The sequence below is a fragment of the Kiloniella sp. genome (assembly GCF_048270245.1).
GTDB lineage: Bacteria > Pseudomonadota > Alphaproteobacteria > Kiloniellales > Kiloniellaceae > Kiloniella.
The window spans coordinates 40,753-61,743 of sequence record NZ_JBLWTH010000008.1 but is presented as its reverse complement, the minus strand read 5'-3'; the positions used below and the strand labels follow the sequence as shown (position 1 = coordinate 61,743).

At 44.2% G+C, this 20,991-nt stretch carries 16 protein-coding genes; 12 read left to right on the top strand and 4 right to left on the bottom strand.

The genetic code is table 11. The features are described from left to right. Nucleotides 1-254 precede the first annotated feature (254 nt). The 3 genes from ACN0W5_RS16295 to ACN0W5_RS16285 form a co-directional block, all read right to left on the bottom strand. Nucleotides 255-1,274, bottom strand: a complete 1,020-nt coding sequence (locus ACN0W5_RS16295; RefSeq protein WP_417455140.1) for a fumarylacetoacetate hydrolase family protein — start codon at nt 1,272-1,274, stop codon at nt 255-257. Nucleotides 1,275-1,289: 15 nt separating this feature from the next. Continuing rightward, nucleotides 1,290-1,826 carry a VOC family protein gene (locus tag ACN0W5_RS16290; RefSeq protein WP_417455139.1) on the bottom strand — a complete coding sequence of 179 codons (537 nt, stop codon included), beginning with the start codon at nt 1,824-1,826 and terminating at the stop codon, nt 1,290-1,292. A gap of 275 nt (nt 1,827-2,101) precedes the next feature. Then, on the bottom strand, nt 2,102-3,076 hold the full coding sequence (locus ACN0W5_RS16285) for a GlxA family transcriptional regulator (protein WP_417455138.1): 975 nt from the start codon (nt 3,074-3,076) through the stop codon (nt 2,102-2,104). Between the two features lie 162 nt (nt 3,077-3,238). Here ACN0W5_RS16285 and ACN0W5_RS16280 point away from each other — a divergent pair, with 162 nt between their 5' ends. The 6 genes from ACN0W5_RS16280 to ACN0W5_RS16255 all read left to right on the top strand — a co-directional run bounded on the left by ACN0W5_RS16280 (nt 3,239) and on the right by ACN0W5_RS16255 (nt 11,722). Next, nucleotides 3,239-4,132, top strand: a complete 894-nt coding sequence (locus tag ACN0W5_RS16280) for a 3-keto-5-aminohexanoate cleavage protein (RefSeq protein WP_417455137.1) — start codon at nt 3,239-3,241, stop codon at nt 4,130-4,132. A gap of 40 nt (nt 4,133-4,172) precedes the next feature. Further along, the gene (locus ACN0W5_RS16275) at nt 4,173-5,666 is read left to right on the top strand and encodes a carnitine 3-dehydrogenase (protein WP_417455136.1); all 1,494 of its coding nucleotides are present in this window, start codon (nt 4,173-4,175) and stop codon (nt 5,664-5,666) included. A 207-nt stretch (nt 5,667-5,873) separates the two neighbouring features. Further along, complete coding sequence (locus ACN0W5_RS16270; protein WP_417455135.1) at nt 5,874-7,034, top strand: acyl-CoA dehydrogenase family protein; 1,161 nt, start codon at nt 5,874-5,876, stop codon at nt 7,032-7,034. 32 nt (nt 7,035-7,066) lie between these two features. Further along, entirely contained in the window at nt 7,067-9,145 is a 2,079-nt protein-coding gene (locus ACN0W5_RS16265; protein WP_417455134.1) for an acetate--CoA ligase family protein, read from the top strand. After that, complete coding sequence (locus ACN0W5_RS16260) at nt 9,145-9,927, top strand: carnitinyl-CoA dehydratase (RefSeq protein WP_417455133.1); 783 nt, start codon at nt 9,145-9,147, stop codon at nt 9,925-9,927. The genes ACN0W5_RS16265 and ACN0W5_RS16260 overlap by 1 nt, the downstream gene beginning before the upstream one ends. A 169-nt stretch (nt 9,928-10,096) precedes the next feature. Beyond that, the gene (locus ACN0W5_RS16255; RefSeq protein WP_417455132.1) at nt 10,097-11,722 is read left to right on the top strand and encodes a GMC family oxidoreductase; all 1,626 of its coding nucleotides are present in this window, start codon (nt 10,097-10,099) and stop codon (nt 11,720-11,722) included. Between the two features lie 26 nt (nt 11,723-11,748). Here the strand turns inward: ACN0W5_RS16255 and ACN0W5_RS16250 are convergent, their stop codons facing one another. Continuing rightward, a complete protein-coding gene (locus ACN0W5_RS16250; protein ID WP_417455131.1) occupies nt 11,749-12,651 on the bottom strand; it encodes a LysR substrate-binding domain-containing protein in 903 nt (300 codons plus the stop codon). 119 nt (nt 12,652-12,770) lie between these two features. Here ACN0W5_RS16250 and ACN0W5_RS16245 point away from each other — a divergent pair, with 119 nt between their 5' ends. The 6 genes from ACN0W5_RS16245 (at nt 12,771) to ACN0W5_RS16220 (ending at nt 20,923) form a co-directional block, all read left to right on the top strand. Next, on the top strand, nt 12,771-13,880 hold the full coding sequence (locus ACN0W5_RS16245) for a mandelate racemase/muconate lactonizing enzyme family protein (RefSeq protein WP_417455130.1): 1,110 nt from the start codon (nt 12,771-12,773) through the stop codon (nt 13,878-13,880). A 59-nt stretch (nt 13,881-13,939) separates the two neighbouring features. After that, nucleotides 13,940-15,433, top strand: a complete 1,494-nt coding sequence (locus tag ACN0W5_RS16240; protein ID WP_417455129.1) for an aldehyde dehydrogenase family protein — start codon at nt 13,940-13,942, stop codon at nt 15,431-15,433. A 466-nt stretch (nt 15,434-15,899) separates the two neighbouring features. Then, nucleotides 15,900-17,486: an ABC transporter substrate-binding protein gene (locus tag ACN0W5_RS16235; protein WP_299371860.1), complete on the top strand. Its 1,587-nt coding sequence runs from the start codon at nt 15,900-15,902 to the stop codon at nt 17,484-17,486. Between the two features lie 10 nt (nt 17,487-17,496). After that, nucleotides 17,497-18,456, top strand: a complete 960-nt coding sequence (locus ACN0W5_RS16230) for an ABC transporter permease (RefSeq protein ID WP_417455128.1) — start codon at nt 17,497-17,499, stop codon at nt 18,454-18,456. Nucleotides 18,457-18,467: 11 nt separating this feature from the next. Next, on the top strand, nt 18,468-19,289 hold the full coding sequence (locus ACN0W5_RS16225) for an ABC transporter permease (protein ID WP_417455127.1): 822 nt from the start codon (nt 18,468-18,470) through the stop codon (nt 19,287-19,289). Further along, nucleotides 19,289-20,923 (top strand): ABC transporter ATP-binding protein, encoded by a 1,635-nt coding sequence (locus ACN0W5_RS16220; protein WP_417455126.1) that lies wholly within the window; start codon nt 19,289-19,291, stop codon nt 20,921-20,923. Before ACN0W5_RS16225 ends, ACN0W5_RS16220 begins: the two co-directional genes overlap by 1 nt. Nucleotides 20,924-20,991: the final 68 nt, after the last annotated feature.

Sequence of the window (20,991 nt, the reverse complement as noted above, 5' to 3'; positions counted from 1 at the left end):
GTGGTAAATACGACCACTTGCTTTGTTCCATGTGAGTATAGTTGTCTTTGATAGGCAAATCCTACTATATGATTTGAGAAAACAGATAGGATTTTGAGTAAGAAATACTCTTAACCTTCTGAAATTGTGCCGAAAGTGGATCATTTTCTTTTGTTTTGATATGAAAACAGCTCTGAATTTGACTTCAGAGCTGTTGTATAGCTGTAAGGAAAAGCAGTATCTGGTTTTTGGTCTATGACCCTATGGTTCATAGATTATGGGATAGAGTACTCTACTATTTTCTGATCAATTTTCCCAAAAATTGAATGACCTCCCTTATCCATCATTTCTATTGCGATTGTATCACCAAACTTCATAAAGGGCGTTTGAGGAGCACCTGTGTTGATTGTTTCAATCATACGGACTTCTGCAATGCAGGAGTAACCAACACCACCGTCCTGTACGTGTTTTCCTGGCCCGCCATCAAGCTTATTCGAAACGGTTCCTGATCCGACAATCGTGCCCGCACCGAGCGGACGGGTTTTTGCCGCGTGAGAGACAATTGTTGGAAAATCAAACGTCATATCTTCGCCAGCTTCAGGTTTTCCGAACAGCTTACCGTTTAGCGTCGAGAGTAGAGGCAAATGAACCTTGCCGTTTTTCCATGCAGGGCCAAGTTCATCTGGTGTTATAGCCACAGGGGAGAAGGCACTGGATGGTTTGGATTGGAAAAAGCCAAAACCTTTTGCCAGTTCCGCCGGAATTAACCCGCGCAGAGAGACATCATTAACGAGCATCAAAAGTTTGATGTGATTTTCTGCCTTTTCAGGGGATGTGCCCATGGGCATATCGTCGGTGATGACAGCAATCTCTGCTTCGAAATCAATACCCCAACTTTCTGAACCAAGTGGAATATCGTCTCTTGGACCAATAAAGCTGTCAGAGCCACCTTGATACATCAAAGGATCAGTCCAGAAGCTATCTGGTAATTCGGCGCCTCTTGCTTTTCTAACAAGCTCAACGTGATTTACATAAGCAGAACCGTCAGCCCATTGGTAAGAGCGAGGAAGAGGGGATGCACAGGCAGGTTCTTCAAAGTCAAAACTATCTGTCAGATCCCCATTATTCAGAGCTTGATAGAGCTTGTCTAACTGCGGGAAAATATTGTCCCAGTCGTCCAGTGCTGATTGTAGCGTTGGCGCGATTGTTGTTGCCTTAACACACTTTTTCAGATCGCGACTGACAACAACAAGCTCACCATCTTTGGTGTCATTTTTATAGGTAGCGAGTTTCATTTTATTAACCGTAACTTATGAGGAAAGTTCTTTTTGATGCATCCAATCGGCATGTGTTGGGGCTTTTTTGGTTTTTGACCACTCTTCAAGCATCTGCCATTTAACGTCGTCCAGCTTTTTGCTCATATCTGGTGTTGCTGTATTAACGGCCAGTTCAATGCGATGACCACTTGGGTCGAAAAAGTATATGGATTGGAAGAGGGTGTGATCTGTTGGCCCCAATACATCAATACCATCCGCTTCGAGTTTGCTTTTTACAGCCAGCATTTCATCCATTGTTGCTACTGATAACGCTAAATGTTGCACCCATTCTGGCGTATTGGGATCTTTGCCCATGGGTGGAGAGTTCGGTATTTCAAAAAAGGCCAAGATAGAACCTTTACCGGCATCAAGGAAGATGTGCATGTAAGGGTCTGGAGCTTTTGTGGAAGGGACCTCGTTTTCAGCAATTGCGAGGATAAAATCCATGTTGAGATATTTTCCGTACCATTCAACAGTTTCTTTTGCATCTTTACATCTGTAAGCGACGTGATGAATTTGTTCTATTTTCATTTTAAGCCTCGCATTGTTCTTTGCATCTGTTCTGTAAATCTGCTCTGTGCAGTTCACAAAATTGATCCATTAATTCACTGTGAAAATAGGGAAAAGAAGACCACTACTTTCACAGCATTCTATCTTGATACATAATATTAGTTGCAAATGAAACTAATGCAAGTTTAAACCAATAAATAAGAATTTTATGAAAGGAATAAATAGAATGTAAAAAAAACTAAAATTAAAATATTATTTTAAATCAATTTAATATGCTAGGTATTGCGTCTAATGTATTAAGATATAATACGCCGACTTGTTTTGGGAGCTTGGCCAAAACGATTGCGATAGCTTCGGGCAAAAGATGTTGCAGAATTAAAACCACATCGAATAGCAATGTCTAGAATAGACAGGTCCGTTTGCTTCAATAGTCTCTGCGCTATATCCAATCGATAGTTTCTATAATATGAGGCTGGGGACGTCTTTAAATGCTTCTTAAAAAGTCGTTCTAATTCTCTGACAGTAGATCCTATTTTTTCAGCAAGATCTGTTATGAGGAGCGGCGTTTCGATGGTTGCTTCCATCGTTTCTATCGCCGTGGTCAGGACTTTATTATTCCGGATTTGTGGATTGTTCGAAATCAGCCTTTGTGGATTGTTTCCTTCTCGGAACCGCTGGTAAATAAATATATCAGCAACATCTGTCGACAGTTTCAAACCGTGTTGAACCCTGATGAGCTGTAACATCATGTCCAGACTGGTTGTACCCCCACCTGATGTAAATCTGTTCCGATCGACAATATAAAGATCCAGTTCAGCCTGAACATTAGGATAGGTCTCGGTAAAGCTTTCAAAATTCTCCCAATGAACGGTCGCTTTATAGCCGTCCAAAAGACCAGCTTTGGCAAGGATTTCGCTCCCCGCATCCATGCCACCAAACTCGGTCCCTTTTGAGCGAAGTCTTCGAAGAATTGCGGCTAGTTGTCTTGTATTACTTTCTTCCACATCATAACTGGCACAAACGATCAAGACAGGAATACTGTCGTCCAATGCAATTTCTGCATCAACATTAATGTCCATACCGTTACTGGCGCGTACTGTTGAGCCATGGATGGAATATAACTTCCATTCATATATTTTTTCACCGACCTTGAAGTTGGCAGCACGCAAGGGCTCTAAGGCCGATGAAAAACAAAGCATGGAAAAGCCAGGTACAAGCAAAAACGCAATTTTTTGAGGTTTGGTGTCTGCTTCTCTTCCAAATAGATACATCTTGAAGTTCTCATCTATTAGATATCGGTTGGCGTAAAATGTTTCATAATTAGCGCAAAGTGTAAATTGAGAAATAAAAACCGTCCTACACTAAGAAAAAAATAAACGGACTCATCTTTGGAATTGATGTTCTGATAGGTTAGTGTGAAAGAGGGAATTACTATGAATAATGAAGTTATTATCACCTGTCCTGTGACAGGCTCAGGCATCAAAAAAGACCGCCATACGAATGTTCCTGTAACGCCTGACGAGATTTCTGATGCCGCTATTGAGGCTGCATTGGCGGGGGCTGCTATTGCCCATTTGCACGTTAGAAACCCGGATACTGGTCAGGCTAGCAATGATTTGGAACTTTATCAGGAAACAGTTGGTCTTCTTCGCGACAAAATGAAGACTAAAGGTGTTGATGTGGTGATCAATATTACGGCAGGCATGGGCGGAGAGTTTGTCCCCGACGCAACAAACCCCAATGTTGGCGGACCGGGAACGGATATGCTCAGTCCAGCTGATCGCCTTAAGCATATTGATGCTATTCGCCCCGAAATTTGTACCTTTGACTGCGGATCTTTGAATTTCAGCGATTATGCCTATATCTCGACGCCGGATATGCTGCGTGAGATGGCTGCGATTATTCAAAAGATGGGGGTGAAACCTGAAATTGAAGCGTTTGAATTTGGTCATATCTGGATGGCAAAGCAGCTAATGTCGGAAGGTTTAATTGATGCACCACCTTTGTTTCAGCTTTGCCTTGGCATTCCTTTCGCGGCTGAAGCAAATGGCGAAACCATGCTTGCGATGCGCAATATGCTTCCCGAAGGGGCAAATTGGGGCGCTTTCGGGGTTGGTCCAGCCCAAATGCCGATGGCGGCACAATCGGTCATCTTTGGTGGTCATGTTCGCGTTGGGCTGGAAGATAACCTTTATCTAGAACGTGGTGTTCTGGCGAGTAATGGGCAATTGGTCAGTCGAGCCAAGGAAATTATTGAACGAATGGGGGCGAAGACACTTACGGCTGAAGATGCTCGTAAAAAGTTCAATGCTGTCAAGCAGGCTTAATGATAATTTTTAAAACATAGATATGAGCAGGGTGTTAAAAATGGCACGTGAAATCAGAACAGTCGCCGTCGTTGGGGCTGGCGTTATCGGGGCAGGATGGGCTGCGCGATGTCTCCACCGAGGAATTGATGTGGTCGTGACGGATGTTTCTGCTGATGCAGAGCGAGGCTTGAGAGACGTTGTATCCAATGCTGAGCCTGCTTTGAATCAACTTAGTCTGGCCCCACGTAAGGAAAAGGGCACACTGACATTCACCACAGACCTTGCTGAGGCTATTTCCAAGGCTGATTTTGTTCAGGAAAATGCACCCGAACGGGAAGAGTTAAAAAGAAATCTTCTTGGGGAAATAAGTAAACACGCTGAACCGGATGTTATTATCGCCTCCAGTTCTTCTGGGTTGCTCCCAACGATTATTCAGGCTGATTGCATTCATCCTGAACGTGTTCTGATCGGTCATCCATTCAACCCTGTTTACCTCTTGCCTCTTGTCGAGGTCCTTGGTGGAGAAAAAACGAGCGCCCAATTTATAGAAGATGCCATGGCGTTCTATAGCTCGATCGGGATGAAACCCCTTAAGGTTCGCAAGGAAATAGAAGGGTATATTTCTGATCGCCTTCAGGAAGCTTTATGGCGCGAAGCCTTACACATGGTTGCTGATGGTGTTGCAACAACAGATGAAATAGATCAGGCCGTGATATATGGACCAGGGCTACGTTGGGCTTTTATGGGAACCTGCCTCACATTTCATCTTGCTGGTGGCGAGCAGGGGATGCGTCATATGTTGGAACAGTTCGGTCCGGCGCTTGAGTTACCCTGGACAAAATTAAAAGCGCCTGAGCTGACAGATCAACTTATTGATCGAATGGTCGAAGGAACGCAACAACAGGCTGAGGGTTATTCCATACGTGATCTAGAACAGCTACGAGACAATTGTCTCGTGTCTATTATGCAGTCCCTGCGCAGTTTTAACTATGCATCTGGTAAAGTATTAAAAGAGGACGATGAAGGGCTGTATGGGGACGCAAGTGGTTCCAAGGAATGGTCTGAACAGGATGATTTAACCCAACCATTGAATCTTCATAGGGACAAAGTTCATCCCGAGTGGATTGATTATAATAATCACATGACTGAATCTCGTTATTTACAGGTTTTTGGCGATGCCTCTGATGCGCTTTTTCGTTATGTCGGCGTTAATGCTGAATACCATGCTAATGGTCATTCGTATTATACGGTCGAAACCCATATAAATAATATTCTTGAAGTCGCAGTTCATGAGCCTTTGAGAGTTACGACACAACTACTTGGTCTGGATGATAAACGCATCCATTTCTATCATAAAATGTACAAGGAAAAAGACAACAGCTTACTGGCAACAGCAGAGCAAATGGTCTTGCACGTTGATATGAAAGCCGGGAGAGCTTGTCCAGCCAAACCTGAAATACTGAACGTTTTAGGGAAAATATTCGATGCACATAAAAAAATGCCGGCGCCTGAACGCCTCAGTCGGCAAATGATGGTGCCACCACCCAAATAATAGACAATCTTACTGTCGGGTTTTGTCTTTGATTTTTAATCCGATCTGCAAATAAGTGTCAAATACCAGTGTCGCCATGACACTTGGAAATATTGATATTCAATCTGTGTTGATTTTCAACGTGGGAATGCCTTCTGATGTCCTGATTTAATGGCGAAAGCTTAGAGAAAATAAATCAGAAACAGTTAGGGTTTAGGGAGAAGTGAAATGGATTTTGGTCTTTCGCAAGAACAGCAAATGGTTGTTGATACCGTTCGGGATTTTGTTGAAAAAGAACTGTACCCCCATGAAAATACTGTTGAAGAGTTGGGCTATGTTCCCGCTGAACTGACCAAGGAAATACGTCAAAAAGTTTTAGATCTCGGGTTCTATGCGGCAAATATTCCGGAAGAATTCGGAGGTGGCGGATTAGACTATGTCACCATGTCCTTACTTGAAAGAGAACTGGGGCGCGCTTCTCAGGCACTGAGTGTTATCTTTGGGCGACCCTCTAATATTCTTTGTGGATGTAAAGGGGAACAGATTGAAAAATACCTTAAACCAGCTATTCGCGGTGAAAAGATAGACTGTATCGCGATGACCGAACCTGATGCAGGGTCTGATGTAAGATCCATGAAAGCATCGGCCGTCAAAGACGGGGACGACTGGGTCTTAAATGGCACGAAACATTTTATTACCCATGCTGACGAAGCTGATTTTGCCATTGTTTTTATCGCAACAGGTGAAGAAGAAACCCCTCGGGGGAAAAAGAAACAAATTACCTGTTTCCTTGTTGATCGCGGAACTCCGGGATTTGAAATAAGAGAAGGTTACAAATGTGTATCACATCGAGGGTACAACAATTCCATCCTCAATTTTGATAACTGCCGCATTCCTGCCACGCAAATCCTGGGGGAAGAAGGCAGAGGTTTTGATGAAGCCAATACATGGTTAGGGGCTACAAGGTTGACTGTGGCGGCTATGTCTGTCGGACGGGCACAGCGCTGTTTTGATTTGGCTGTTAATTGGGCTGCAGAGCGAAAACAGTTTGGGCAGGCGATTGGTAAGTTCCAAGGTGTATCCTTTAAGTTGGCTGATATGGCGACTGATATTCAGGCTGCAGAGTACTTGACCATGGGGGCCGCCTGGAAACTTGATAAGGGTCTCCCCGCAGACCAAGACATTGCCATGGCAAAAGTTCATGCGACAGAAATGTTGGCCAGAGTAACCGATGAAAGTCTTCAGATCTTTGGCGGCATGGGTTTAATGACTGAACTTCCGATTGAACGATTTTGGCGCGACGCGCGGGTTGAGCGGATCTGGGACGGGACCAGCGAAATTCAACGCCATATCATTTCACGGGGTTTACTTCGACCTCTCGGCGCGTAATCGGCCACGTCATTGATCTGGGGAGTTCTTAAATGTCAAAATCAGCAAATATAAAACGCCTTCTTTGCCCCAAGAGCATTGCTGTTATTGGTGGGGCTGAGGCAGCTGAAGTCATCCGGCAAAGCCGCAAAACGGGTTTTCAGGGGGAAATGTGGGCCGTAAATGCGCGCAGAAATGAGATTGAAGGATTAAAGTGCTTTGCATCGGTAAACGATCTGCCAACAGCACCTGATGCCGCTTTCGTCGCGATACCTCGCGAACCAGCTATATCCGTGATTAAAGATCTAGAGAAGATGGGGGCAGGTGGCGTAATTTGTTATGCATCTGGTTTTTCCGAAACCTCTGACGGACAGGGATACCATACTGATCTGATGAGTAGCGTAGGTGATTTGGCGTTGGTTGGCCCGAATTGTTACGGTATTTTAAATTATCTGGATGGCGCTGCTCTCTGGCCTGATCATCATGGCGGGCAACATGTTGATAAAGGTGTCGCGATCATTACCCAAAGTGGAAATATCGGCATCAGCCTGACAATGCAGGAAAGATCACTGCCCATTGCTTATATGATTTCTGTTGGTAATCAGGCCGTGTTATCTATGCCTGATTACATTGATGCGCTTTGTGATGATGATCGAGTGACGGCGATTGGCCTTCATATGGAAGGTGTTGATGATATCTCTGGTTTTTGTCGTGCTGTTAATAAGGCCAGAAGTAAGGGCATACCGGTAGTTGCCTTAAAATCAGGTGGGTCTGACATCGGGGCCGAGATTGCCCTAAGCCATACGTCAACCTTGGCTGGGTCTGATGAACTTTATTCCGCTTTGTTTCAGCGCATAGGGATCGCTCGCGTTCGTACGCTTAGCGAGATGATCGAAACCCTAAAGTTACTTCATGTTGCGGGACCTCTTTCGGGTAATAATATATCTTCTCTTAGTTGTTCCGGAGGTGATGCAGCTTTGATTGCTGATTTTGGCAGTAAGCTCAGATTAAAATTCAAGCCGATCCCCGATGTTCAGGCATCGCAGTTGCAAAAGCAACTTGGAGACAAGGTTTCTATATCAAATCCCTTTGATTACCACACCTATATCTGGGGGGATGTCGAAGAAAAAACCAACTGTTTTACACGTGTTATGCAGGGGGAGTATGACATCAGTCTTTTGGTTCTGGATTATCCCAAGAGTGATTTAAGCGAAGCCCACGAGTGGGATATCGCACTTGACGCCATGATTGCAGCACAGAGAAACTCTGGTTATCAAGCGGCTGTTCTTGCCACACTTCCGGAAAACCTTCCTGAAAAAGCACGATCCACTCTAATTAGAAACAACGTCGTACCTCTACAAGGCGTCGAAGATGGTCTAAAAGCAATTTCATCCGCCGCATGGATAAATGCCAGATGGAAGGAGCTTGCGAATAATAACGTATCTTCTACTGTCAGGAAATTCTCAGAGGTCGAAAATGAAATTGTTTTACTTGATGAAACCCATGCAAAGTCAATTCTAAAAGAACACGGACTTCCAATACCCAGAAGTGAAACGGTTACGATTTCAGAAGCTGGTTTCACTGCGGAACGAATTGGTTTTCCGGTTGTTGTTAAGGCTGTGAGTGCCGATCTCGCCCATAAGACAGAAGTCGGTGGCGTGGCTTTGAACCTTCAAAGTGCTAAAGAGGTAACTTGTGCGGCAGAAAGAATGGCGCATTTGTCTGACAAAGTTCTTGTCGAAAGCATGATTAAAGATGTTGTTGCCGAAGTTATCATCGGTGTGACACGCGATCCTCAGTTTGGGCTTTCTCTTGTCGTGGGTTCTGGCGGTATTTGGGTTGAGTTGATGCAGGATTCAATAGCATTACTATTACCAGTTTCACGTGATGATATCCATGTCGCTTTGAAGAAACTCAAACTCTACAAGTTGTTGGAAGGCTATCGTGGCCAACCTGCTGGTGATATTGATGCGTTGATTGATACGATCTTATCGGTTGCAGATTTTGCCTTACATAATGAAAAGAAACTTGCCGAAATGGATTTAAACCCCGTTATGGTGCTTCCAAAAGGAAAAGGCGTTGTTATAGCAGATGCCATGATCCGTATGTCTTCAGAAGAAAGAGTGAATTAATGTCAGAAGTTGTAAAAGTTGAGAGACGAGGGGCTATTCTGGAAGTGACACTGGATCGCCCAAAAGCAAACGCTATTGATGCCGCAACAAGTAAGGTAATGGGAAAGGTTTTTTGCGATTTTCGTGATGCCCCCGACCTTCGTGTCGCTATTTTAACTGGTGGCGGTGAAAAGTTTTTTTCAGCCGGATGGGATTTGGTTGCCAGTAGCGAAGGCGAGGCCCCTGATACTGACTATGGTCCAGGAGGATTTGCGGGAATAACAGAACTCCATGATTGCTATAAGCCAATTATTGCTGCTGTAAATGGAATGGCTGTTGGCGGAGGTTTTGAGCTTGCTCTCGCTGCTGATTTTATTATTGCAGCAGATCATGCACAATTTTTCCTTCCAGAAGCAAAGGTTGGACTGATCGCTGATGCAGCATCATTCCGCCTTCCTAAAAGACTTCCCAGGGCAGTTGCCATGGAACTTCTTTTAACTGGGCGGCGCATGGATGCCAATGAAGCAGCACAATGGGGGCTGGTAAATAAAGTTGTTGGCGCTGAAGACCTCATGTCGGTTGCCAGAGAATTCGCGGAACAAATTTTAGAAGCGGCGCCTCTGTCTGTTATGGCTGTCAAAGAAGTCTTGCAAAAAACATCAGATCTTGATGATGAAGCTTGTTATCAAGATATGCGTTCCGGGAAGTGGCACTACTATGAAAAGATGCTGCACAGCGAAGACTCTAAAGAGGGATCGCTTGCTTTTGTTGAAAAAAGATCTCCAATCTGGAAAGGTAAGTAATTTAATTATATCAATAGCATATGGTCTTTTAAACAAATCATCACGCCTCTAGTGACAAATGTAATGATGTCTTGTTTAAGCTAGGCAAAATATTGTTTGAAATACGTAAAATTTTGCTCATAAATGAAAAAAGAAATTCATTTGGAACGTATTTTTCAGGTTTTGAGCTATGGGCAAAGAAAAGCAGTCTTTTGACTATATCATTGTTGGTGCAGGTTCTGCAGGCTGTGTTTTAGCTAATCGCCTAAGTGAAAGCGGCAAATATTCTGTTTTGATTGTCGAGGCCGGAGGAAGCGATAAACGTTTTTGGGTTCAAGTTCCAATTGGCTACGGAAAGACATATTACCAAAAAGCCGTCAACTGGATGTACCTGACCGAAGCGGATGAAGGTACGGCAAACAGACAGAGTTATTGGCCGCGTGGAAAGGTGCTTGGTGGATCCAGCTCAATTAATGCCATGGTGTATATCCGGGGCCATAAAAAGGATTACGATGATTGGGCTGCACTTGGAAATCCGGGATGGAGTTATCGGGATGTTCTGCCCTATTTTAAAAAATCAGAAGTTAATCAACTGGGGGATGATGGCTTTCGGGGCACGGATGGCCCAATGCATGTTTCTGATGTTTCAAAAGATTTACACCCCCTCTGCCAAAACTTTATTCGGTCAGGGCAAGAGCTCGGTCTTGCTTATAATGAAAACTTCAATGGTGCTGAACAGGAAGGCATCGGTCTTTATCAGACAACAACGCGCAACGGTTTTCGTGAGTCCGCAGCCAAAGCATTTCTACATCCGGCCTTAAAGCGTAAAAACCTTAAACTTGTCACCCATGCCCACGTTTCAAAAATTCTTTTTGAGGGAAAAAAAGCTGTCGGTGTTGAGTATGTCCGCAAAGGAAAAACTTCTACAATTACAGCCAACAAAGAAGTAATTCTGAGTGGTGGTTCCATCAATAGCCCGCAATTGCTACAACTGTCGGGGATTGGTCCCAAGGCATTACTTGATGAACACAATATACCGATTGTCGTTGATAACCCGGCCGTTGGACAAAATCTGCAAGATCATATCGGAATGGATTATCTTTATTCCTGCACTGTCCCCAGCCTTAATGATGAATTGCACTCTTGGTGGGGCAAGTTGGTTGCCGGGCTGAAATATGTCCTGTTCCGCCGCGGTCCTCTTAGTCTGAGTATCAATCAGGGAGGAGGCTTTATTAAAACCCGACCGGATTTGGAACAGCCGAATATACAGCTTTATTTCTCCCCTGTTAGCTATACGCGGGCACCAGCGGGAACGCGACCGATGCTCAATCCTGATCCGTTTTCTGCTTTTCAACTGGGTTTAACAAACTGTCGTCCGACTTCGCGCGGTGAGATAAATATTAAATCGAATGATCCGTTTGAACCACCAATGATAAAGCCAAATTATCTTTCTACCGACGAAGATGTTTCTGAGATGCTTGAAGGTGTGAAGTATCTAAGAAAATTAGCCGAAACCAAAACCTTTAAAGATATTATCATCGAGGAGTTTCGCCCGGGGAAAGAATGTAAAACAGACGAAGAGTTAATCGCCGATATTCGCGGTTACGCTTGGACCTGTTTCCATCCTTCAGGAACCTGTAGAATGGGGCCTGATCCAGAAACGTTTGTCGTTGACCCCAAACTCAGGGTTCATGGCGTTGAAGGCCTTCGCGTGATTGATGCATCAATCTTCCCTAACGTGCCATCGGGAAACACCAATGCAGCCGCTATTATGGTCGGTGAAAAAGGGGCCGACCTTGTTTTAGATGATGCATAAATCCTTATAGGTTTATGCGTTTAAAGCTACTGTTCTATCTGAGCTTGATCCAGTAACCAGTTTCTAAATAACAAACTTTCAGGTTTAGATTTTTCGTCTTTTATTGGTGTTAACAAGTAATGAGAATCATCGTAATCGAAGTCTTGCTCGACAACCCTCATTAATTTTCCGCTATCGAGATCTGGTTGGGCATGGGCTTTTAAGACAAGTGAAACGCAAGCGCCAGAGGATGCCAACTGCACCGAATTCAGAGAGGTATCCACTGTGATATTTACCTCGAGATCTGCTCCTTTAAGGTGAGTCTCGAATATTTTTTGCCAGCGGCCTTCACAACCCATAATCCTGACACAACAGAGGTGATTGATAAGGGATTTATCGCCAGTCTCGATGGATTGTTTTAGAAGCTTCACATTGTCTGGTGTTGCCACGAGAACTGAAGGTTCTGTGTGTATTTTCTGACTGTGAAAACCAGGCCAGTTACCATGTCCGCTGCGAATATCAATATCAATGTTGTCGTGATCGAGTGATTCTGTCCAGATCGCGGTGTGTAATCTGATATTGATATCGGGATACTTTGTGAGGAAATCTTTTAACCTTGGTGCCAACCAGGAAACGGAAAAGGCAACAGTACAGAGAATATTGATCGTCTGTTTGCCCTTGGTGCCGAACAGCCCAGTCGTTGAGACTGATATATCTTCGAACGCTCGTCGTACTGCTGGTAGGTAAGCTCTTCCCTTGTCGGTTAACTTTAAACTGCGGGCTAGTCGCTCGAATAACAGGAAGTCCAGCTCTTTTTCAAGCGACCTTACTTGATGGCTAACTGCAGCTGGGGTGAGGTTGAGCTCTTTGGCTGCGGTCGTGAAGTTATTATAGCGGGCGGCGGCTTCGAACGCGCGCAACCAGTTTAGAGGGGGGAGTTGATATGCCATGTGAGTACGATTATCAGCTTCAAATAAAATGATGTCTTAGGCGAATAATACTTCGTTTGCTTTTATCTTCAAGCTTGGACTAATAGTACGCCATAGATTTTTATTGAGTGAGATCCAGCGTGAAAATAGCAAGCATTGAAACCTTTACCAATGAATATGTCGGTTTTGTTCGGGTACGAACAGTCGAAGGTGATGAGGGATGGGGGCAGGTCTCAACCTATAATGCAGATATCACATCGCAAATCGTACACAGGCACATTGCGCCACATACACTTGGAAAGGATGCTTCCGATCTCAAGGCTATAACCCAAACGGTGCTAGAGCGAGAGCACAAATTTCCGGGGAGTTATCTCTATCGCGCCCTTTGTGGTGTTGATACAGCCCTTTGGGATATCCATGGTAAACGCGCAGGAAAAAGCGTTGCCAGTTTACTCGGCAGCACGCGAAAGAGTTTTCCTGTCTATGCATCAAGTATGCGTCGCGATATTACACCGGAAGAAGAGGCCGAAAGATTTGTCGCCCTTCGAGAACAATTTGGCTACAAGTCATTCAAATTCAGAGTAGGGCGCGAATGTGGTCACGATGTTGATCAGTGGCCGGGACGTACGGAAGAAATCGTAAAAAAGGTACGAGAAACTCTTGGTGATGATATTACTCTTTTGGTAGATGCCAATAGCGCCTACACACCGCAAAAGGCTATTGAGGTTGGGCATTTATTGCAGGATTACGGTATTGGCCATTTTGAAGAACCTTGTCCTTATTGGGAACTGGATTGGACGAAACAGGTAAAAGAGGCTCTGGATCTTGATGTGTCTGGTGGAGAGCAAGATAACAACATGGTTGTCTGGAACCAGATTATCCAAGGCAGGGTTGTTGATATTGTTCAACCGGATATATGTTATATGGGTGGCATTACGCGAAGCCTCGAAGTTGCAAAATTGGCTGAAGCAGCAAAAATTCCCTGTACGCTACATTGTGCGAACCTTTCTCTTATAACGTTGTTTTCTGCTCACTTTATGGCGGCAATTAATAACCCTGGCAAATATCTCGAATTCTCAATCGAGGGATTGGATTACTATCCGTGGCAGGCAGGTTTGTTTGACCCCGGGTATGAAATTGTGAATGGCGACCTTATTATTTCAGATAAACCGGGGTGGGGGATTGAAATTGATCCTCTGTGGCTTGCGAGTGCGGATTATCAGGTGAGCTATAATGCTTCACGCTTTTGATAAAATCTTTGAATATAGAACATAGTTAAATAAAAACGATAAGGCCTTTAGGTGTGATTATGACGAAATCAACAGATGCGCTGATCAGCGAATATTTTCAAACAGGTACATTACTGGGGTTGCCAAATAAGCTGTTCATTAATGGAGCGTGGGTTCCTGCATCAACAACAGAGATGATTGACAGCAAAGATCCGGGTAATGGTAAGGTATTTGCATCTGTCAGTGCTGGGCAGTCTGAAGATGTTGATGAGGCTGTTGAAGCTGCCAGGGATGCCTTTGTCAATATTTGGCGTGATATGAAACCCAGTAAGCGCGGCCTCATACTTTTTAAGGCTGCTGATATATTGGAGCAAAAGGCTGATTATTTTGCTGTGGTTGAAGCCCTTGATTCTGGTAAGCCACTGGACGAAGCTCGGGGAGATGTTGCGAGCTCTGTTGGAGCACTACGTTATTATGCTGGTTTCGCTGATAAAATTCAGGGCGATACTTTCCCTTTGGGGGATGGTGTCTTCTCATTTTCTAGTGTTGAAGCTGTTGGTGTTACCGCACATATTATTCCTTGGAATTACCCTCTTGCTACAACAATAAGAGGTGTCGCCCCCGCTTTATCCGCAGGGTGTACAGCTGTGGTAAAGCCTGCAGAGCAAACCCCTTTGACAGCACTATTGTTGGCAGATGTCTTTGTTGAGGCCGGCCTTCCCAAAGGTGTTTATAACGTTGTAACCGGTACAGGGGCGAATGCTGGAAGCCCACTAGTCAATCACCCGAAGGTTCAACACATCACCTTTACAGGCTCAGTAGGTACAGGAACGCTGGTGATGGAAGCTGCTGCCAAAAACATCAGCAGCGTAACACTGGAACTTGGCGGGAAATCACCGATTGTAGCGCTTTCTGACTGCGATATAGAAAAAACGGCGGAGGGTGTTCTTTGGGCAATTTATTATAATGCCGGGCAAATTTGCTCTGCAGGATCCAGGTTGGTCGTAGAAAGAACAATTCATCGTGAGTTAGTGGCAAAGATTGTTGAGAAAACTTCACAGTTAATAGCAGGTCATGCCCTCACTAATCCAAATTATGGTGCGATTAATTCTCTACAGCAGTTGGAGAAAATAGAAGGCTTTGTGGAACGCGCCAAAGCTCGAGGAATAACCGTTGCTTGCGGCGGTGAACGGATCAATACTAAAGAAACAGAGAATGGTTGGTTCTATGCGCCAACAATTATGGATGATGTGCCTAACAATGACGAACTGGTTCAAGAGGAAATTTTTGGCCCTGTGTTAACTGTTCAGGTTGTCGATAATCTTGATGAAGCTATAGAAGCTGCCAACTGCACTGATTTTGCACTTGCGGCAGGGGTCTATACACAAAACATTACTCATGCGCTTAAGCTTTCTAAGGCAATTGATTCAGGGCAGGTAACAGTTAACGATTATTGGGCTGGTGGTATAGAAGTACCGTTTGGGGGCAATAAATCATCAGGTATTGGCCGTGAAAAGGGAGTAGAAGCCCTTCGAAACTATGTAACAACAAAAGCAATTACGATGACGTTTTAAATTAACTTTTTTGCTTAAAAATGTCAAAAGACGTTAGTTGTGACGCGGGCCTTAAGTTCCATAAAAGATTGTATTTGATTGGTTAGAAAAAATAACTTGATTGAATTTTTACCATAAACGACCCTAAGATGTGGTTTTTTGATTAAAAGTTGACGTTTTTTGGATGGAAAGTCGCTGTTGGTGATGTTGTTGTCTTTAATGCGACAAAGTTATGGGTAGTTGACTCTATTCAAAATAAGGTTCTGGGAAACAGAACCAAAGCTGGTGGTGAGTATAGGTTTTATGTTTCTGGCAAGAGAACAAGACTTTGTCTTTGTGTAGATTTTGACGCTGTCTAGGTATCTAATACAGGGAATTAAATTAATTAAACCTTATAATCACTTGAATCATATGATAAAATAAAAGCGATTAAACGCTTATGTGATTCTCACCTAAAAGGTTTATGCAAACAGGGAGTAGAATAGGAATGACACAACATATTAATTATCTGGCAAAGCTTGCCGCTCAGGGTAAATTAGGTCGCCGTGAGTTTATGGGAAAAGCTGCTGCTGTCGGTGTCTCTACCGCTGCTGCTGGTAGTCTGTTGTCCAGTGCGGCAATGGCCGAAGGCCCAAAAAAAGGTGGAACACTTAAGGCTGGCCTTGGCGGCGGCGAAAGTACAAATAGCCTTGATCCGGCATCTTTTCTGACACAAGTGTCCCATGATTTTGGTAAATGTTGGGGTGAAACGCTTGTTGAAGTCTCACGCATTGGTGAAATTAACTACCGATTAGCTGAAAGCATTGAGCCGACAGCTGATGCGAAAACATGGCATTTTACAATTCGCAAAGGTGTTGAGTTTCACAACGGCAAAAGCGTAACTGCTCAAGATGTGCTCAAAACAATGCAACGTCACTCGGGCGAAGATACTAAGTCCGGTGCCTTGGGCGTTATGCGTAACATTGAGTCCATGAAGGCTGACGGTGATGTTTTCTCTGTTACACTAAAAACGGCAAATGCTGATTTACCTTACTTGATGTCTGATTATCACCTGATCATTCAGCCCGACGGTGGTATGGATGCACCTGATGCTGGTATCGGTACTGGCCCATACAAAGTTGCTGTTAATGAGCCGGGTGTACGCCATGTCGGTGAGCGCAATCCTAACTATTGGGATCCGTCACGTGGCCATGCCGATCAGGTTGAAATTGTCGTGTTAAACGATGCTACAGCCAGAACTGCAGCTCTCCAAGGTGGTCAGGTTCATATGATCAACCGTGTGGAGCCAAAGGTTGCTGACCTTCTGGAACGTGTCCCCGGTCTTCAGGTGAAAAGTGTATCTGGTCGCGGTCACTATGTATTCCTGATGCACTGCAACACAGCACCGTTTGATAACAATGATCTTCGTCTTGCACTGAAGTATGCAGTTGATCGTGAAGAAATGGTCGATAAGATCCTGCGTGGTTATGGATCTGTTGGTAATGACATGCCAATCAATGGTGGTTATCCGCTGTTCTCTGAAGATATTGAGCAACGCTCTTTCGACCCGGATAAAGCAAAGTTCCATTTCAAAAAATCAGGCCACGAAGGTCCTGTTCAACTTCGGACAGCAGGTACTGCCTTTGCTGGTGCTGTTGATGCTGCGCAGCTATTCCAACAGTCTGCTGCGAAATGTGGTATTACGCTTGACGTTAAGCGTGAGCCTGATGACGGGTATTGGACAGAAGTGTGGAATAAACAACCATTCTGTGCATCTTATTGGGGCGGATCGCGTCCGGTTCAAGATCAAATGTATTCAACGGCTTATCTATCAACAGCTGATTGGAATGACACGCGTTTCTTCCGCGACGATTTTGACAAGCTTCTTATTGAAGCACGTGGTGAGCTTGATCAGGCAAAACGTATTGCGCTTTACCGTGAAATGGGTGTGATGGTTCGTGACGAAGGTGGTGTGATCGTTCCTATGTTTAATGACTTCATTGCTGCTGTCAGTGATAAAGTCGGCGGTTACGAAGATGATCCAAGTGGTGAAATGATGAACGGTTTCGCCCTCGCAAAAACTTGGTTGGCGTAATCAGCGTCTCATGGGACATCCCATTCTAAATTTGGTGGCTCAACGCATAGCGTTGGGCCTCCTTCTCCTCTTTCTGGCATCTGGGTTGATATTTATCGGTACCCAAATTTTGCCAGGAGATGTCGCACAATCTATTCTGGGCCAGTCAGCAACACCGGAAGCTGTTGCGAACTTAAGAAAGAGTTTAGGCCTAAATGACCCGGCTTACGTTCGATACTTTAAATGGCTGTCTGCATTTTTACAGGGGGATTTAGGTACCGCATATTCAAATGGAAAATCGATAGCAGAAGGTATTTCTTCTCGACTAGGTAATACGCTTTTCCTTGCAGGTTGGGCGGCCCTTTTTTCTGTTCCTCTAGCCGTTATTTTAGGTCTTCTTGCTGTTCAATATAAAAACCGTTGGCCTGATAAAGTTATCTCAGGGATAACGTTGGCATCAATTTCATTGCCAGAGTTTTTTATAGGTTATTTGCTAATCTATTTCCTTTCTGTGCAATACAGAGTTTTTCCTTCTGTTGCGATCATTGATGATGGTATGTCTTTAGGTGAAAAACTACACACCATAGGGCTTCCCGTATCGGTGTTAGTTCTTGTTGTTCTTGCGCACATGATGCGTATGACCAGAGCTGCCATTTTGAATGTTATGCAATCTGCTTATGTTGAGACTGCTGAGCTAAAAGGATTAAGCCCCTTTACAGTAATAAGGAAGCATGCTTTTCCAAATGCCATAGCTCCAATTATAAATGTTATTATGCTCAACTTAGCTTATTTAGTTGTTGGAGTTGTAATTGTTGAAGTTATCTTCGCTTACCCAGGAATGGGGCAGTATTTGGTTGATCATGTTTCTAAGCGCGATGTACCTGTAGTTCAGGTTTGTGCATTGATATTTGCAAGCGTTTACATATCCTTGAATATCATTGCTGATCTGGTTTCAATTATAGCAAATCCACGATTAAGACATCCGAAGTAAGGGAATGAATAATGAATTTTAAACGTATCCCTATAAGTGCCTTAATCGGTCTGATTGCAACAACAGGCTTTTTACTTATCGCAATCTTTGCACCTGTTATAGCTCCTTATGACATGGCAGAACCGGTTGGTGATTCATGGGAACCGATTTCGTCAAGCTTTTGGCTTGGTACTGACAGCATTGGCCGAGATGTACTTAGTCGTTTGATTTATGGTGCCAGAACAACAATCTTTATCGCGGGTGCTGCGACTATAATCTCATTTACTTTAGGATCTGTTTTAGGGTTTACAGCAGCAGTAACTGGTAGTTGGTTTGACATGATTCTTTCTCGTTTTGTCGACTTGCTAATGTCAATCCCAACCCTGATATTTGCATTGGTTGTGCTAACAGTGTTGCCCGGTAATCTCGTAACTCTTATTTGCGTGATGGGTATACTAGACAGTACCCGTGTTTACCGTCTATCAAGAGCTGTGGCTGTTGATATTAACGTTATGGATTATGTAGAAGCAGCACGTTTGCGTGGTGAAAAAACGCAATGGATTATCTTTCGAGAAATTCTTCCGAATGCACTTTCTCCGTTGATTGCAGAGTTAGGATTAAGATTTATCTTCGCAGTTCTTTTCCTTTCTTCTTTATCGTTTCTCGGTTTGGGAATTCAGCCCCCAGAAGCAGACTGGGGAAGCATGGTTAAAGATAATAAAGATGGTATCCAATTTGGAATACCAGCTGCATTAATTCCTGGGGTAGCAATTGCTGTTCTGGCAATCTCTGTAAACCTTGTTGCGGATTGGATACTCAATAGAACGAGTGATCTAAAAGGAGGGCGCGGATAATGTCTGATAATCTTCTTGAGATTAAGAAACTCAAAATCGGTGCAACCGTCTATCCTCCGGGCGAAAAGCCCCACGACATTACCATCGTTCATGATGTGTCTCTTAACCTGAAAAAAGGTCAGGTTATGGGGTTAATCGGTGAAAGTGGTGCTGGTAAATCAACTATTGGCCTTTCTTCGATGAGTTATGGTCGGGGTGGTGTTGAAATTACAGGCGGTGAAGTTTTCGTCAATGGACGGGACATCTTGCAAATTCAGGCTCAAGGTTTAAGGCAACTACGGGGGAGGGAGGTAACTTACGTTTCCCAGTCTGCCGCAGCTTCTTTTAATCCCGCAATGCGCTTGATGGATCAGGTAATTGAAACCACCATTTTACATGGGCTTTCAAACAAAGCACAGGCAGAAGAACGTGCTATTGAACTCTTCAGGTCCCTAGGACTTCCTGATCCGGAAAACATAGGTAATCGGTATCCGCACCAGGTATCGGGCGGGCAATTGCAACGTGTTATGACGGCAATGGCACTGTGCCCTAAACCTGATTTGATCGTTTTTGACGAACCGACAACGGCACTTGATGTGACAACACAGATTGATGTCTTAGCGGCGATTAAAAAGGCGATCAGAGATACTGGTGTTGCTGCCCTGTACATCACCCATGATTTGGCTGTGGTGGCACAGGTTTCTGATGAAATTCTTGTTTTGCGTCACGGTAATATGGTTGAACATGGCACTGTTCAAGAAATCATTGAGGCGCCAAAAGAAGAGTACACCCAGGAATTGGTGAAAGCCCATTCTATTACGCATGAAGAGAAAAAGCCAACGGATAACCCAATTCTTCGTGTGGAGAATATCTCTGCTTCTTACTCTGGAGAAATTCAGGTTCTGAAAGATGTTTCTGTTGATATTCATCCGGGGCAAACACTGGCTGTCGTCGGTGAGTCTGGGTCTGGAAAATCGACGCTTGCACGGGTGATCACCGGGCTTTTACCGCCGAGTGACGGACGTATTATCTTTGACGGAAAAGAGTTAGCACCAGCACTCCCTGATAGAAGCATAGATGATTTGCGTGAACTTCAAATGATCTATCAAATGGCTGATGTAGCGATGAACCCACGTCAGACAGTTGGTCAGATTATTGGTCGCCCTCTGGAACTTTATTTCGGAATGAAGGGTGCTGAAAAACGTAAACGCGTTATCGAGTTGCTTGACGAAATCGAAATGGGCGAAAAGTTTATCGATCGCTATCCTGCGGAACTTTCCGGCGGTCAAAAACAACGTGTTTGTATTGCACGTTCATTGGCTGCGAAACCCAAGCTGATTATCTGTGATGAGGTTACATCCGCGCTTGATCCTTTGGTTGCAGATGGCATTTTAAAGCTTTTGCTTAATTTGCAAAAGATAGAGAATGTTGCCTATCTCTTTATTACCCATGATCTTGCAACGGTGAAATCAATATCTGATTCCATCGCTGTTATGTATCTTGGGGAACTCGTGAGATACGGAACCAAATCCGAAGTTCTGTCTCCTCCGTTCGATGATTACACAGACCTTTTACTTTCCTCAGTACCAGAAATGAAATTGGGGTGGTTGGAAGAAGTCTTGGCGCATCGAAAAATGGAAAGTGCCGGCAATTAGTCGGCACTTATATCCGCGGTCAATATTTCACATGATGGCCTGTTATTAGTACTGTTTAGGGAGGTTGT

Coding starts and splice junctions, on each gene's coding strand:
- ACN0W5_RS16290 (WP_417455139.1), bottom strand. CDS start 1,826: ATGAAAATAGAACAAATTCATCACGTCGCTTACAGATGTAAAGATGCA.
- ACN0W5_RS16265 (WP_417455134.1), top strand. CDS start 7,067: ATGTCAAAATCAGCAAATATAAAACGCCTTCTTTGCCCCAAGAGCATT.
- ACN0W5_RS16220 (WP_417455126.1), top strand. CDS start 19,289: ATGTCTGATAATCTTCTTGAGATTAAGAAACTCAAAATCGGTGCAACC.
- ACN0W5_RS16255 (WP_417455132.1), top strand. CDS start 10,097: ATGGGCAAAGAAAAGCAGTCTTTTGACTATATCATTGTTGGTGCAGGT.
- ACN0W5_RS16225 (WP_417455127.1), top strand. CDS start 18,468: ATGAATTTTAAACGTATCCCTATAAGTGCCTTAATCGGTCTGATTGCA.
- ACN0W5_RS16240 (WP_417455129.1), top strand. CDS start 13,940: ATGACGAAATCAACAGATGCGCTGATCAGCGAATATTTTCAAACAGGT.
- ACN0W5_RS16230 (WP_417455128.1), top strand. CDS start 17,497: ATGGGACATCCCATTCTAAATTTGGTGGCTCAACGCATAGCGTTGGGC.
- ACN0W5_RS16280 (WP_417455137.1), top strand. CDS start 3,239: ATGAATAATGAAGTTATTATCACCTGTCCTGTGACAGGCTCAGGCATC.
- ACN0W5_RS16285 (WP_417455138.1), bottom strand. CDS start 3,076: ATGTATCTATTTGGAAGAGAAGCAGACACCAAACCTCAAAAAATTGCG.
- ACN0W5_RS16250 (WP_417455131.1), bottom strand. CDS start 12,651: ATGGCATATCAACTCCCCCCTCTAAACTGGTTGCGCGCGTTCGAAGCC.
- ACN0W5_RS16270 (WP_417455135.1), top strand. CDS start 5,874: ATGGATTTTGGTCTTTCGCAAGAACAGCAAATGGTTGTTGATACCGTT.
- ACN0W5_RS16260 (WP_417455133.1), top strand. CDS start 9,145: ATGTCAGAAGTTGTAAAAGTTGAGAGACGAGGGGCTATTCTGGAAGTG.
- ACN0W5_RS16235 (WP_299371860.1), top strand. CDS start 15,900: ATGACACAACATATTAATTATCTGGCAAAGCTTGCCGCTCAGGGTAAA.
- ACN0W5_RS16295 (WP_417455140.1), bottom strand. CDS start 1,274: ATGAAACTCGCTACCTATAAAAATGACACCAAAGATGGTGAGCTTGTT.
- ACN0W5_RS16275 (WP_417455136.1), top strand. CDS start 4,173: ATGGCACGTGAAATCAGAACAGTCGCCGTCGTTGGGGCTGGCGTTATC.